Here is a 12,893-nt window from a genome sequence, read left to right as displayed (position 1 = left end):
GCGCGCCGCCAGCGCCCGCCGGGCAATTGACGTTGAGGACCGATGGACCACGAAATCCGCCTGAAACGCCTGCGCTTCCGCGCCTGGCACCGTGGCACGCGCGAAGCCGACCTGATGATCGGCGGTTTTTTCGATGCGCACCACGCGAACTGGAGCGCAGAGCAGCTCGACTGGTTCGAGACATTGCTGGAGGAGCAGGACGTGGACATCATGGGCTGGGCGATCGGCTCCATCCCCTGCCCGCCCGAATGGGACGGGCCGATGATGCAGGCGATGCGCGCGCTGAACTACGTGCAGGTGCCCGAGTAACAGGCGCTACCGTCACCCCAGCGGAAGCTGGGGTCTCAGGCGGCAGGCGTGCCCCCTGTGGCACGCGACCCCAGCTTCCGCCGGGGTGACGAATTATGAAGAAAATCATGCCCGAACTCAAACAGATCCTCTCCGCCACCGAAGTGCTGACTCTCGCAGGCGTGCCGGCGGGCTTCCTGCCCTCGCTGCTGGCGGACCTCGCGCGCGCCGCGCCGCGCCGGGCGGTGTTCGTCGCGCCGGACGAGGCCGCGATGCGCGCGATCGCCGCCACCGCGCCCTTTTTCGCGCCGGAACTGGAAGTGATCGAGTTCCCGGCGTGGGACTGCCTGCCCTACGACCGCGCCTCCCCCACCCTGCGCGTGATGGCGGAGCGGATCGGCGCGCTCCATCGCCTGCAACAGAAGCCGCGTGGGCCGCAGCTCGTCCTCACCACCACCAACGCCGCGACGCAGCGCACGCTCACCCCGTTCCGCATCCGCCAGCTCGTCGCGAACCTGAAGCCGGGCGAGCGGATCGGCCGCGACCGGCTCGCCGCGCTGCTTCAGGCTAACGGCTACGTCCGCACCGACACGGTGCATGACGCGGGCGAATATGCCATCCGGGGCGGGATCGTTGATCTGTTCCCGAGCGGGGAGGTTCAAGGGCTGCGGCTCGATTTCTTCGGCGACGAGATCGAGAGCGTCCGCACCTTCGACCCTGCCGACCAGCGCACCACCGGGCGGATCGACGGCTTCACCCTGCTCCCCGCGTCCGAAGCGCTGCTGGACGAGGACAGCGTGAAGCGCTTCCGCAGCCGATATCGCGAGACGTTCGGCGCGACCGCGACGGGCGATCCGCTCTATCAGGCGGTGAGTGACGGACGGCGGCTGGCAGGGATGGAGCATTGGCTCCCGCTGTTCGAGGAGAAGCTCGCCACCATCTTCGACCATATCGGCGAGGACGCGCTGGTGGTGCGCGACAATGGCGTCACCGCCGCCGCTGAGTCGCGCCTCGAATCGATCGCGGACTATTACGAGAACCGCAAGCGCGCCGAGGCCGCCCAGCCCGGCAGCTATCGCGCGCTGCCCGCGAAGACGCTCTACCTCGACGACGGCGAATGGCGCGCGGCGCTGGAAGCGTCGACGGCGCACGTCACCACGCCGTTCCACGAGCCGGAATCCGCGCGCGTGGTGGATTTCGGCGTCGACGGCGCGCGCGATTTCGCGCCCGAGCGCGCATCGGGCGCGAACGTCTATGAGGCGGTGGTCGCGCATGTCGCGAAGCTGCGCAAGGACGGCCGCAAGCCGGTGCTGGCGAGCTATTCCGGCGGCGCGCGCGACCGGCTCGGCAACCTGCTCAAGGACCACGGCCTGAACGGTGCCAAGCCGGTCGATACGTGGCATGAGGCGCTGGGCGTCGGCGAGACGCAGGTCGCTTTGGTCGTCCTGCCGCTCGATCACGGCTTCACCGCGCCGCGCGTCGCGGTGCTGACCGAGCAGGACATGCTCGGCGACCGGCTCGTCCGCCGCCAGAAACGCCGCAAATCCGCCGACGCCTTCCTCGCCGAGCTGGCGACGCTCTCGCCGGGCGATCTGGTGGTGCATGTCGATCACGGCATCGGGCGCTATGAGGGACTGACCTCGATCCCGGTCGGCAACGCGCCGCATGATTGCGTCGCGCTCACCTATGCGGGCGGCGACAAGCTCTACGTTCCGGTCGAAAATCTCGAAGTCCTCTCGCGCTACGGCTCCAGCGAGGAGGGCGCGGCGCTCGACAGGCTCGGCGGCGAGGCGTGGCAGCGGCGCAAGTCGCGAATGAAGGAGCGCATCCGCGAGATCGCTGGCGAGCTGATCGCGGTCGCCGCCGAACGCGCGCTTCGCTCGGGCGAGGTCGCAGAGCCGGATTCGAGCGGCTATCCCACCTTCGTCGATCGCTTCCCCTATGAGGAAACCGACGATCAGGATCGCGCGATCGAGGACGTGCTGGGCGACCTATCCGCCGGCAAGCCGATGGACCGGCTGATCGTCGGCGATGTCGGCTTCGGCAAGACGGAGGTGGCGCTGCGCGCGGCCTTCGTCGCGGCGATGGCGGGGATGCAGGTGGCGGTGGTCTGCCCGACGACCCTGCTCGCGCGCCAGCATTACCAGAATTTCGTCGCGCGGTTCGAAGGCTTCCCGGTCAACATCGGCCGCCTCTCCCGCTTGGTCTCCGCGACCGAGGCGAAGGCGACGCGCGAGCGGGTGGCGTCGGGCGATATCGATATCGTGATCGGCACCCACGCGATCCTCGCGAAAGCCGTGGAGTTCAAGCGGCTCGGCCTCGTCATCGTCGATGAGGAGCAGCGCTTCGGCGTCACCCACAAGGAGCGGCTGAAGGCGCTGAAGAGCGACGTGCATGTCCTCACCCTCACCGCCACGCCGATCCCGCGCACCCTGCAGATGGCGATGTCCGGCCTGCGCGAGCTTTCGGTGATCCAGACGCCGCCGGTCGATCGCCTCGCGGTGCGCACCTATGTGATGCCGTGGGACCCGGTGGTGCTGCGCGAGGCATTGCTGCGCGAACATTATCGCGGCGGCCAGAGCTTCCTCGTCACCCCGCGCATCGCCGACCTGCCGGATATCGAGGAGTATCTCCGCAACGAGGTGCCCGAAATCCGCTATGTCGTCGCGCACGGGCAGATGGCGCCGGGCGAGGTGGAGGAGCGGATGAGCGCCTTCTACGACCGGAAGTTCGAGGTGCTCGTCTCCACCTCGATCATCGAGAGCGGGATCGACATCCCCTCCGCCAACACGATGATCGTCAACCGCGCGGATCGTTTCGGCCTTGCCCAGCTCTACCAGCTTCGCGGCCGCGTCGGGCGGTCCAAGACGCGCGCCTACGCCTATCTGGTGACGCCGCCGGAGCGGCAGATGACCGATGCGGCGGAGAAGCGCCTGAAGGTACTGTCCGACCTCGATTCGCTCGGCGCGGGCTTCCAGCTCGCCAGCCACGATCTCGATATCCGCGGCGCGGGCAATCTGCTCGGCGACGAGCAGTCCGGGCATATCAAGGAAGTCGGCTACGAACTCTATCAGTCGATGCTGGAAGAGGCGATTCTCGAGGCCAAGGCCGGCGGCCTCGCGCAGCGCCCGCGCGATTTCTCGCCGCAGATCACGGTCGATGCGCCGATCCTCATCCCGGAGGATTATGTGCCGGACCTCGACCTGCGCATGGGCCTCTATCGCCGTCTCAACGAACTGGACGACAAACAGTCCCTGGAAGCCTTCGCCGCCGAGATGATCGACCGTTTCGGCAAGCTGCCCGACGCCACCGAGAACCTGATCCGCGTGATCGAGATCAAGATGAACGCCAAGAAGGCCTGCGTCGCGAAGATGGATATCGGGCCGAAGGGCGCGTTGGTGACGTTCCACGACGACAATCCGCCGAACGTCGAGGGGCTGCTCGCCTATGTCCAGCGGCTCGGCGCGATCGCGAAGCTCCGGCCGGATTCGAAATTCGCGCTCACCCGCTCATGGCCGGACGCGGATGCGCGGCTCAACGGTGCGCTGCAATTGTCGAAGGGATTGGCGAAGGCCGCGGGTTGAGCGTCCAGCCCGCCACCAGCGCGGCCAGCGCCTCGCTGTCGAGCGGGCCGGCGCACAGATAGCCCTGGTAGAGATCGCAGCCTTCGCCGGCGAGCAGGTCGCGCTCGGCCGCCGTTTCCACCCCCTCGGCGATCGTCGCGAGGCCCAGCGCGTGCGCCATCGCGATCACCCCGCGCACGATCACCCGATCGCGCGCCGCGCCGGCGATATCGCGCGTCAGGCTGCGGTCGATCTTGAGGTAGTCGAGCGGCAGCGCCTTCAGATAGGCGAGGCTGGAATAGCCGGTGCCGAAATCGTCGATCGCGACCCGCACCCCGTGCTCGCGCAGCGCGCCCAGCGCCACCGCCGCGACGTCGAGATCTCCGATCAGGCCTGTTTCGGTGATTTCCGCCGTAACGCGCCGCTGCACGACCCCGCTCTCCGCGACATGCTCCACGAAGCGCCGGACGAAATCGGGCCGCGCCACATCCGCCGCCGTGACGTTGACCGACACCCGCAGCGCCGACAGCGCCGCCGGCCAGCGCGACACCGCGTCGAGCGAGCGGATCAGGATATGCTCCGACAGCGCCGCGCCCAGATCGGCGCGGTCGGCGGCGGCGAACAGCGTCTCCGCGCCGAGCGTGCCGAGCGTCGGATGGTCCCACCGCGCCAGCGCCTCCACCCCGGTGACCGCGCCGGAGGCCAGCGTCACCTGCGGCTGGAACAGGATCGCGATCTCGTCGCGGTCGATCGCGCGATGCAGGTCCGCCGCAAGCCGCACCAGCGGCGCGGCATAGACGCGCGACGCCTGATATACCTTCGTGCCGTCGCCGCCGCGCGCCTCGTCCAGCGCCTCGCGCACCCGCGCCGGCAGGTCGGCGGCGGCCCCGCCGCGCGCGACGCCGATCCGCGCGCCGAGATTGACCATCGCGTCTCCGGTATCGAACGGCCGCGCCAGCGCGCTTTCCACGCTCGCGACGATCACCCGGAGCGTATCGGCGTCGATCGCCAGCGCCACCTCCACCACCGCGCCGTCGCCGCGCACCACCTGCCGGTCCTCGGGCGGAATCCCCACCAGCGCATCGACCACCCGCGCGAACGCGGCGGCGAGCAGTGCGTCTCCCACCGAACGGCCGAAGGCGGCATTGACGATATCGAAGCGCGTCAGGCCGATCGCGATCATCGACAGCGTGTCCCCCTGCGCCTCGCGCAGCGCGAGGAAACGCGCGACCTCGCCGGGCGGGGCTTCATCGACGCGCCGCGCGAACGCCTGACGCCGCACGCGCCGCGCATGCCGCGCAGCAAAGCGCAGCATCCGCAGCAGAGCGGCCGGCTCGTCGCCCACCACCGCATGGGTGGCGCCGGCGTCGAAAGCGGCGTTCACCGCGGTCTCCGTCGCGACGATCGCGACCAGCGCGGCCTGTTCCTCGAAGGCGACCGGCGCCAGCGCGGCGAGAGTCGCCAGGCCGGCGCGCGCATCGACCAGTCGCACCAGCGGCGCAGCATCGGCGGCGATCCACCCGGCCCCCGCCAGCAGCGGCTCCAGCGCGCCGCGCGCGGCATCGGGCGCGATCGCGATCGTGGCTGTCGGCTTCGGAAACGGCGGCTGACCCTGCATTAACGATTTGTTAGCGACACGACGCGCGTTCGCCAATCGTTTCCCAGCCGATACGGGTCAATATTGGCACAGGGTTGCCGCAAGCCGCTGCAACGCCTAGCTCTCTCATGCGATGGCGATATCCGATCCGCATGCGCCCGGCGCGCTCGTCGACGGCTTCGGCCGGGCGATCCGCTACCTGCGCGTCTCGGTCACCGATCGCTGCGACCTGCGCTGCCGCTATTGCATGGCCGAGCGGATGACCTTCCTGCCCCGCGCCGAATTGCTCGCGCTGGAGGAGATCGCGGTCATCGCGGAACGCTTCATCGCGCGCGGCGTGCGCAAGATCCGGCTGTCGGGTGGCGAGCCACTGGTGCGCCGCGACGTGATCGATCTGGCGCGGCGACTCGGCCGGCATGTCGGCGGCGGGCTGGACGAGCTGACGATGACCACCAACGGCACGCGCCTCGCCGACCATGCCGGGGCGCTGCACGACGCCGGCATCCGCCGCATCAACGTCAGCCTCGACAGCCGCGATGCGGATCGCTTCCGTTTCATCACCCGGCATGGCGACGTGGCGCAGGTGCTCGGCGGGATCGCGGCGGCGCGCAGCGCGGGCTTGCGGGTCAAGATCAACATGGTCGCGCTCAAGGGTCTCAACGATGACGAGATCGCGGCGATGCTGGACTGGTGCATCGCGGAGGGGCTGGACCTGACGCTGATCGAGACCATGCCGCTCGGCGCGATCGACGAGGACCGCACCGACCGCTTCCTCCCGCTCACCCGCGTGTTCGAGCAGCTCTCCGCCAGCCATGCACTGACCCGCGATCTCCACGGCACCGGTGGCCCGGCGCGCTACTGGCGGGTCGCGGGGAGCGACACGCGGCTCGGCTTGATCTCGCCGCTCACCGGGAATTTCTGCGAGGGCTGCAACCGCGTGCGGCTGACGACCGAAGGGCGGCTCTATTCCTGTCTCGGCCATGACGATCACGCCGATCTGAAACAGGCGCTGCGTGGCGGCGGGATCGCGGGGCTGGACGCCGCGATCGACGCCGCGATCGACGCCAAGCCGCGCGCGCACGATTTCCACATCGCGCGCGGCGCCGCCCCGGCGGTGTCGCGTCATATGAACGTGACCGGCGGATGACGAGCTACCTCCGGCGGGCGCTGGTCGCCTCGCCCACCGCCCAGGCCCAGGCCGCCCGCGCCGAGCTTTTCGACGCCTGGGACTGGTGCCCGGTCGAGGAAGCCGATCTGGTCATCGCGCTCGGCGGCGACGGCTTCCTGCTCCAGACGCTGCACGCCATGCTGGAGGCCCGCCGTCCGCCGCCCCCGGTATTCGGGATGAACCTCGGCACGGTCGGCTTCCTGATGAACGAATGGCGCGGGCTGGGGCTGGACGACCGGCTGGACCGCGCGCGCGCGTTCAAGGTAACGCCGCTGATGATGACGGCGACGGGGATCGACGGCCGCATCCACACCTTGCCCGCGATCAACGAGGTGTCGCTGCTGCGCGAAACGCGCCAGACCGCGAAGATCGAGGTGACCGTCAACGACCGCATCGTGCTGGAGGAGCTGGCGTGCGACGGCATCCTCGTCGCCACGCCAGCCGGCTCGACCGCTTACAATCTCTCCGCGCATGGCCCGATCCTCCCGCTCGGCTCCAACCTGCTCGCGCTCACCCCGATCAGCGCCTTCCGCCCGCGACGCTGGCGTGGGGCGATCCTGCCCGATCGCGCGCGCGTGTCGCTGCGCATCCTCGATCCGGGCAAGCGACCGGTGTCGGCGGTGGCCGACCAGCGCGAGATCCGCGACGTCGCGCAGGTCGATATCGCGATGGACCGCGCCCGCGAACTGACGCTGCTGTTCGACCCCGAGCACGCGCTGGACGACCGCATCACGATGGAGCAGTTCATCGCCTGAAATTCGTGGCGAAACAGGGGTTGCATCTCTGAATCAGGCGGCTATAGACGCGCCTCCCGCACGGCATTCCCCGATAGCTCAGCGGTAGAGCTCTCGACTGTTAATCGAGCGGCCGTTGGTTCGAATCCAACTCGGGGAGCCACTCTTTTGATTGCGACGCCGCGCCAGCAACTCCGTAACAAACCGGTGCTGACAAAGCCGCGCGTTGATGCGAGAATGGCGGCCGTGTCCGGGGTTCCACAACGCTGTCTCGATTGTCTCGTGCGCGACAAGGCGCTGTGCGCCAGCATGAGCGATTGCGAGCTTGCCGCGCTCAGCTCGCTGGGGCGCCGGCGCGATGTCGCGGCCGGGCAGGTCGTCACCTGGGCGGGCGATCCCAATAGCAGCTGCGCCAACGTCGTGTCCGGCGCGCTCAAGGTTTCCGCCTCGACCGCCGACGGGCGCGAGCAGATCGTCGGATTGCTGTTCCCCGGCGATTTCGTCGGCCAGCTCTTCACCGCCGAGGCGTCGCTGACCGTCACCGCGCTCACCGACACCAATTTGTGTACCTTCCCGCGCACCGGTTTCGAGCGCGCGCTCGAAACCTATCCGCACATGGAACGGCTGCTGCTCGAACGCACCATGGCCTCGCTCGATGAGGCGCGCGAACGAATGCTCTCGCTGGGGCGCAAGGACGCGCGCGAGCGGGTGGCCGGCTTCCTGCTCGAACTGGCCGAGCGCACCGGCATGCCCGACGCCGCCGGACGCATCCAGGTGCTCATCCCGATCAGCCGCGGCGAGATGGCCGGCTTCCTTGGGCTGACGATCGAGACGGTCAGCCGCCATCTCACCCGCCTCAAGACCGCGGGGGTGGTCGATTTCGCGAAGGGCGAGCGCGACTGCACGATCCTCGACCGCGCCGCGCTGAAGGCGATCGTCAATCCGGCCTGACGCCCGGCTCCGCCCCTGCCCTGCGCGCGGCGGCGATCCAGCTTTCCTTGAGCGCGATCGCGCGGCGGCATCCGTCGAAGAAGCAGCGCAGCATATAAGCGAGCTGGCCGACGTGCGCCTCCGGCTCGCGGCCGACATGATCCCATAGCGCCATCACCAGATCGTCGGCATGCGTCGCGTCGAGCGCGTGCATCTCGCGCAGCGTCTCCAGTTCAGCGTCGCTCGGCCCTTGCCCGGCCGGCAGCCGCTCGAACACCAGCTCCGCGCGGACGAGATGCGCGCCCGCCACGCGCATCACGCGATCGCACAGGCGGCGCACCTCGGGCAGCGGCGGCAGCTTCGGCAACCCGTCCGCCAGCGCCTCGATATCGCGGCACAGCGCGCGCTGGATGGCGTGATCCTCCTCGAGCGTGTCGAGGGTCGGCTCAGCGGCATCGAGGCGTGAAGGACCGGCAAGCATCGCGAAACATCCCAGAAGCAGGTCCGACCGATGCTTAGCGCATCGCGCCACGCGCGCTTTGACGATGGTCAAAGCCGGCGACCGGGCATAATCTATCGGGAAACGGGCAAACCACGCGGTCCGGCATCGAAAGGCCACGACATGCAGACGCCAACCACCCGACTCACCACGCGCGCGGGCGTTCGGCTCGACATCCGCCTCGCCGCGCCGGGCGACGAATTCCCGATCGACCAGTTCTTCGACCAGCTATCGCCCGAGGACCGGCGCTTCCGCTTCCTCGCCACGGCCAATCGCGTCGGCCGCTCGCTGATCGAGACGATGACCCGCAACGATGGCCGCGACGCCACCTGGCTTGCCGCCGACGCGGATGGCGGCGCGCTGCTCGCGCTGGCGATGCTGTGCTTCGATGCGAGTGGCGAGCGCGCGGAACTTGCCGTCGCGGTGCGCAGCGATCACAAGGATCACGGCATCGGCTGGGAGCTGATGCGCTTCGCGATGGATCAGGCGCGGGAGCGCGGCGCGCAATGGGTCGAGGCGATCGAATCGCGCGACAATGTCGCCGCCGTCAACCTGGAGCGCGAGATGGGCCTCAGCGTCGAGCCGCTGGAAGGCGACCCGACGCTGGTGAAGGTGAGCCGGAAGCTGGGTTCTCAGCCGGCCTGAAACACCCCGCAGGCGATCCGCGCGCCGCTGTTGCCTGCCGGGTCGGTCATCAGGTCGTCGGCATTGGCGTGGATCACCAGCGCGGCGCCGTCGGCGTCGAGCAGACCGGCCATCGTCGCACCGGGAATGGTCGCCGCGACGGTGCCGCGGCCGCCGGTGTCGATCACCAGATTGGGCAGGTCGCCCTCGTGCGGCCCCTGCGGGTTCATCGAGCCGTGCTTCATGCTCGTGGGGTTCCAATGGCCCCCGGCGCTGGCGAAATCAGGGGCATCGCAGCGGCCGGTGGTGTGGACATGCGCGCCGTGCGTGCCGGGCGGCAGGCCCTTCGCATCGACCGTCACGCGCAGCCCGCCGGCCACCTCGGTCGCGGTCGCGCGGCCGGCGTCGGCGCCGTTCGCCAGCTTGAGTAGCGCCACCGCATGCGCGCCGCCCGCCACGGGCGCACCCGTCTCCACGCCGCCCTCGCCACAGGCCGCAAGCGCCAGCGCCCCGGCCATCACCACGATCATGCGCATCATTCCGTCTCCCTTGAATACCGTTCCGGTAACGAACCGTTTCCGGCGCCGCGAAGTTCCGCGCGTCAATCCCTTCCGCGCGCGATCAGCGCCATCAGGCGCGTGCAATTGATCCGTTGCTGCACGATCGCAACCGCCAGCACGATGTTGAGCAATGTCAGTTCGATCAGGAAGAACCACACCGACGATCCCGCGATCATGCTGAGGCCCAGCAGGATCGTGCGCGGATTGGCGCCGAGCAAGCCGGGAAGCAGCAATGTCCGGCGTCCCGTTTCCTTCGCCAGCCGCGCGATCCGCTGTCGCTCGGCCGGGTCCGGCTCGGCGCTCGCCACCAGCGCGTTGATCGTCTCGGTCGGCCCGGTGACGGCATGGGAGACCTTGAGGTAGAAGCGCGCCAGCGCCCCGCCCATCCCGGTCGATCCGGCGGCGCGGTTGTTCTGGATCCACGGCACGCCATAGACCCACCATTGGTAGCTCCGCCGCGAGCTTTCCGCGAACACCGACTGAACGATGCGCGATACGCCCGCGCCCACCACGACCACCCAGATCAACGGCCCGAACACCTGCTGGAGCGCGTAGCCGAGCAGCAGGTAGAGCACGATATGGCCGCCATAGTCGCACAGGCCGTCCACCACCTCGCCGCGCGGGCTGGCGCGCCCGGTCATCCGCGCGAGATCGCCGTCCGCGCCGTCGACGACATGCCACAGCAGATGCAGCGCGAAGCCGATCCCGATCGCGACCGGCGTCCCGACCAGCGCGTAAAGCACCCCCGTCGCGCACACCATCATCGCGCCGAAAACCGAAACCATGTTCGGAGTCGCCGGCGTCCGGGCGAGCAGGATCGCGAGTCGCCGCGCCGCGGGATGATAGGCGATCCGGTTCAGGAAACCCTGCAATTCACGCGGCTTTCCCGTAACAGCCGCCGGCAATTCATTCGATTCCAAGGCGAAGTCCCCTTTGCCGCCGAATAACAGGTGCCGCCATCGCTTGACAGGCGTCGCGCATCTGTCACGACACTGAAGCTATTCGGTCATCCGCCGGCCGCAGCCGGCAAAGCGGGGGTTTAATGTCGAGGATCAAGGTCGCCATCATCGGGGTCGGCAACTGCGCGAGCAGCCTGGTGCAGGGCAAATATCACTACACCGCCGGCAACACCGCCCACGGGCTGATCCATGAAGATGTCGGTGGATACAAGGTCAGCGATATCGAGTTCGTCGCCGCGTTCGACGTCGATTCGCGCAAGGTCGGGCTGGACCTGGGCGAGGCGATCTTCGCCAAGCCGAACTGCACCAAGGTGTTCCACGCCGACGTGCCGAAGACCGGCACGGTCGTGCAGATGGGCGCGAAGCTGGACGGCGTGGCCGACCATATGCTCACCGTCGCCAACGATCGCGGTTTCGAGGTGGACGGCACGCCGGACACCGATCGCGCGTCGATCATCAGGACGCTGAAGGATTCCGGCGCCGAGGTGCTCGTCAACTTCCTGCCGGTCGGCAGCCAGCAGGCGACCGAATTCTACATGGAATGCGCGCTGGAGGCGGGCCTTGCGGTGGTGAACTGCATGCCGGTGTTCATCGCGTCCAACCCGGAATGGGAAGCGCGCTTCACCAAGGCCGGGCTGCCGATCATCGGCGACGACGTGAAGGCGCAGGTCGGCGCGACGATCGTGCACCGCGTCCTGTCGAACCTGTTCAAGAGCCGCGGCGTGACGATCGATCACACCTATCAGCTCAACACCGGCGGTAACACCGATTTCATGAACATGCTCGATCGCAACCGCTTGTCGAGCAAGAAGGAATCGAAGACGGAGGCCGTGCAGGCCGTGCTCGCGGAGCGGCTGGCGGACGAGAATATCCACGTCGGCCCGTCCGATTACATCCCGTGGCTGCATGACAACAAATTGTGCTTCCTGCGGCTTGAGGGCAATCTGTTCGGCGACGTGCCGATGAACCTCGAACTGCGCCTTTCGGTGGAGGACAGCCCCAATTCCGCCGCCGTGGTGGTGGATGCGATCCGCTGCTGCAAGCTCGGGCTCGATCGCGGCCTCGCCGGCGCGCTGACCGGCCCGTCCTCCTTCTTCTGCAAGCACCCGCCGGAGCAATATACCGACGATATCGCCGCGCAGATGACCGACGATTTCATCCACGCCGACGCGCGGCTCGCCGCCGAGTGAAGGCGCTCATCGTCGCGGCCGGCTATGGTAGCCGGCTGCGCGCGGTGTCCCCCTCCAAGCCGCTGACCCCCGTCGCGGGCGTGCCGCTGATCGCACGCGTCATCGCGGCGGCGCGGGCCGGCGGCGCGAGCGGCTTCACCGTCGTCACCGGGCATGAGGCGGAGGCGCTGGAGAGCTTTCTCCGCGCGCTCGACCCTGCGATCGCCTGCGTCCGCACGGCGGACTGGTCGCTCGCCAACGGCCATTCGGTGCTGACCGGCGCCGATGCGATCGGGCCGGAGCGGCATCTGCTGATGATGGCCGACCATCTGTTCGATCCGGCGATCGTCGCGCGCGCCATCGCCGCCCCGAATGCGCCGCTGACGCTGGCGATCGACCGGCGGCTCGACAATCCGCTGGTCGATCTCGACGACGTGACGCGCGTGCGCACCGACGGCGACCGGATCGTCGCGATCGGCAAGCATCTCCCCGATTACGATGCGTTCGATTGCGGCGTGTTCGCGGTCGACGGGCGCTTCCACGACGCGCTGCGCGCCAGCATCGCGGCGGGGGGCAGCGGGTCGATCTCCGCCGGGGTTGAGGCGCTGGCGACGACTGGCGGCGCGCGCGTCACCGATATCGGCGACGCCTGGTGGCTGGACGTGGACGACCCCAGGGCGCTCGCGCAGGCCGAGGCGGCGCTGGCCGCCTGACCCGCGACGGCTCGGGCGAGGCCGGCCGCGCGCTTCGCCCGCTCCTCGGCTTCAGCGTGAAGCGCGGGACGCGCTGCTGCGTTTCGGAA

General features: G+C 68.9%; 12 protein-coding genes and 1 tRNA gene. 9 read left to right on the top strand and 4 right to left on the bottom strand.

Translation table 11 applies throughout. The annotated features are described in order from the left end of the window. Positions 1-42 precede the first annotated feature (42 nt). The gene (locus F9288_RS14650) at positions 43-309 is read left to right on the top strand and encodes a succinate dehydrogenase assembly factor 2 (protein ID WP_174837464.1); all 267 of its coding nucleotides are present in this window, start codon (positions 43-45) and stop codon (positions 307-309) included. Between the two features lie 107 nt (positions 310-416). Next, the gene (mfd, locus tag F9288_RS14645; RefSeq protein ID WP_174837463.1) at positions 417-3,872 is read left to right on the top strand and encodes a transcription-repair coupling factor; all 3,456 of its coding nucleotides are present in this window, start codon (positions 417-419) and stop codon (positions 3,870-3,872) included. Here mfd and F9288_RS14640 read toward each other — a convergent pair. Continuing rightward, positions 3,823-5,469, bottom strand: coding sequence for a GGDEF domain-containing phosphodiesterase (locus F9288_RS14640; protein ID WP_174837462.1), 1,647 nt, complete (start codon positions 5,467-5,469; stop codon positions 3,823-3,825). The genes mfd and F9288_RS14640 overlap by 50 nt on opposite strands. Before the next feature lie 112 nt (positions 5,470-5,581). On the opposite strand from F9288_RS14640, the gene moaA reads away from it, so the two are divergent. The 4 genes from moaA to F9288_RS14620 all read left to right on the top strand — a co-directional run bounded on the left by moaA (position 5,582) and on the right by F9288_RS14620 (position 8,301). Continuing rightward, entirely contained in the window at positions 5,582-6,595 is a 1,014-nt protein-coding gene (moaA, locus tag F9288_RS14635) for a GTP 3',8-cyclase MoaA (protein ID WP_174837461.1), read from the top strand. Further along, positions 6,592-7,371, top strand: coding sequence for an NAD kinase (locus F9288_RS14630; RefSeq protein ID WP_174837460.1), 780 nt, complete (start codon positions 6,592-6,594; stop codon positions 7,369-7,371). Before moaA ends, F9288_RS14630 begins: the two co-directional genes overlap by 4 nt. Before the next feature lie 67 nt (positions 7,372-7,438). Further along, a tRNA-Asn gene (locus tag F9288_RS14625) sits at positions 7,439-7,513 on the top strand. A 119-nt stretch (positions 7,514-7,632) separates the two neighbouring features. Next, entirely contained in the window at positions 7,633-8,301 is a 669-nt protein-coding gene (locus F9288_RS14620; protein ID WP_254620895.1) for a Crp/Fnr family transcriptional regulator, read from the top strand. Here the strand turns inward: F9288_RS14620 and F9288_RS14615 are convergent. Then, entirely contained in the window at positions 8,288-8,761 is a 474-nt protein-coding gene (locus F9288_RS14615) for a hemerythrin domain-containing protein (RefSeq protein WP_174837458.1), read from the bottom strand. The two genes, F9288_RS14620 and F9288_RS14615, sit on opposite strands and share 14 nt — an antisense overlap. Positions 8,762-8,902: 141 nt before the next feature. Between F9288_RS14615 and F9288_RS14610 the strand changes: the two genes are divergently transcribed. Beyond that, positions 8,903-9,424, top strand: a complete 522-nt coding sequence (locus F9288_RS14610; RefSeq protein WP_174837457.1) for a GNAT family N-acetyltransferase — start codon at positions 8,903-8,905, stop codon at positions 9,422-9,424. Here F9288_RS14610 and F9288_RS14605 read toward each other — a convergent pair. Both F9288_RS14605 and F9288_RS14600 read right to left on the bottom strand, forming a co-directional pair. Then, positions 9,412-9,939, bottom strand: a complete 528-nt coding sequence (locus F9288_RS14605) for a superoxide dismutase family protein (RefSeq protein ID WP_174839107.1) — start codon at positions 9,937-9,939, stop codon at positions 9,412-9,414. The two genes, F9288_RS14610 and F9288_RS14605, sit on opposite strands and share 13 nt — an antisense overlap. 65 nt (positions 9,940-10,004) lie before the next feature. Then, positions 10,005-10,883, bottom strand: coding sequence for a CDP-alcohol phosphatidyltransferase family protein (locus tag F9288_RS14600; RefSeq protein WP_174837456.1), 879 nt, complete (start codon positions 10,881-10,883; stop codon positions 10,005-10,007). Positions 10,884-11,005: 122 nt separating this feature from the next. Here F9288_RS14600 and F9288_RS14595 point away from each other — a divergent pair, with 122 nt between their 5' ends. Both F9288_RS14595 and F9288_RS14590 read left to right on the top strand, forming a co-directional pair. After that, positions 11,006-12,112: an inositol-3-phosphate synthase gene (locus tag F9288_RS14595; RefSeq protein WP_174837455.1), complete on the top strand. Its 1,107-nt coding sequence runs from the start codon at positions 11,006-11,008 to the stop codon at positions 12,110-12,112. Next, the gene (locus F9288_RS14590; protein ID WP_174837454.1) at positions 12,109-12,804 is read left to right on the top strand and encodes an NTP transferase domain-containing protein; all 696 of its coding nucleotides are present in this window, start codon (positions 12,109-12,111) and stop codon (positions 12,802-12,804) included. The genes F9288_RS14595 and F9288_RS14590 overlap by 4 nt, the downstream gene beginning before the upstream one ends. Positions 12,805-12,893 lie beyond the last annotated feature (89 nt).

It is taken from the genome of Sphingomonas sp. CL5.1 (assembly GCF_013344685.1).
In the GTDB taxonomy this organism is placed as follows: Bacteria; Pseudomonadota; Alphaproteobacteria; order Sphingomonadales; family Sphingomonadaceae; genus Sphingomonas.
The sequence above is the reverse complement of the archived record's forward strand: the minus strand, read 5'-3'. Positions and strand labels throughout refer to the sequence as shown.

Coding starts and splice junctions, on each gene's coding strand:
- F9288_RS14650 (WP_174837464.1), top strand. CDS start 43: ATGGACCACGAAATCCGCCTGAAACGCCTGCGCTTCCGCGCCTGGCAC.
- mfd (WP_174837463.1), top strand. CDS start 417: ATGCCCGAACTCAAACAGATCCTCTCCGCCACCGAAGTGCTGACTCTC.
- F9288_RS14640 (WP_174837462.1), bottom strand. CDS start 5,469: ATGCAGGGTCAGCCGCCGTTTCCGAAGCCGACAGCCACGATCGCGATC.
- moaA (WP_174837461.1), top strand. CDS start 5,582: ATGGCGATATCCGATCCGCATGCGCCCGGCGCGCTCGTCGACGGCTTC.
- F9288_RS14630 (WP_174837460.1), top strand. CDS start 6,592: ATGACGAGCTACCTCCGGCGGGCGCTGGTCGCCTCGCCCACCGCCCAG.
- F9288_RS14615 (WP_174837458.1), bottom strand. CDS start 8,761: ATGCTTGCCGGTCCTTCACGCCTCGATGCCGCTGAGCCGACCCTCGAC.
- F9288_RS14610 (WP_174837457.1), top strand. CDS start 8,903: ATGCAGACGCCAACCACCCGACTCACCACGCGCGCGGGCGTTCGGCTC.
- F9288_RS14605 (WP_174839107.1), bottom strand. CDS start 9,939: ATGCGCATGATCGTGGTGATGGCCGGGGCGCTGGCGCTTGCGGCCTGT.
- F9288_RS14595 (WP_174837455.1), top strand. CDS start 11,006: ATGTCGAGGATCAAGGTCGCCATCATCGGGGTCGGCAACTGCGCGAGC.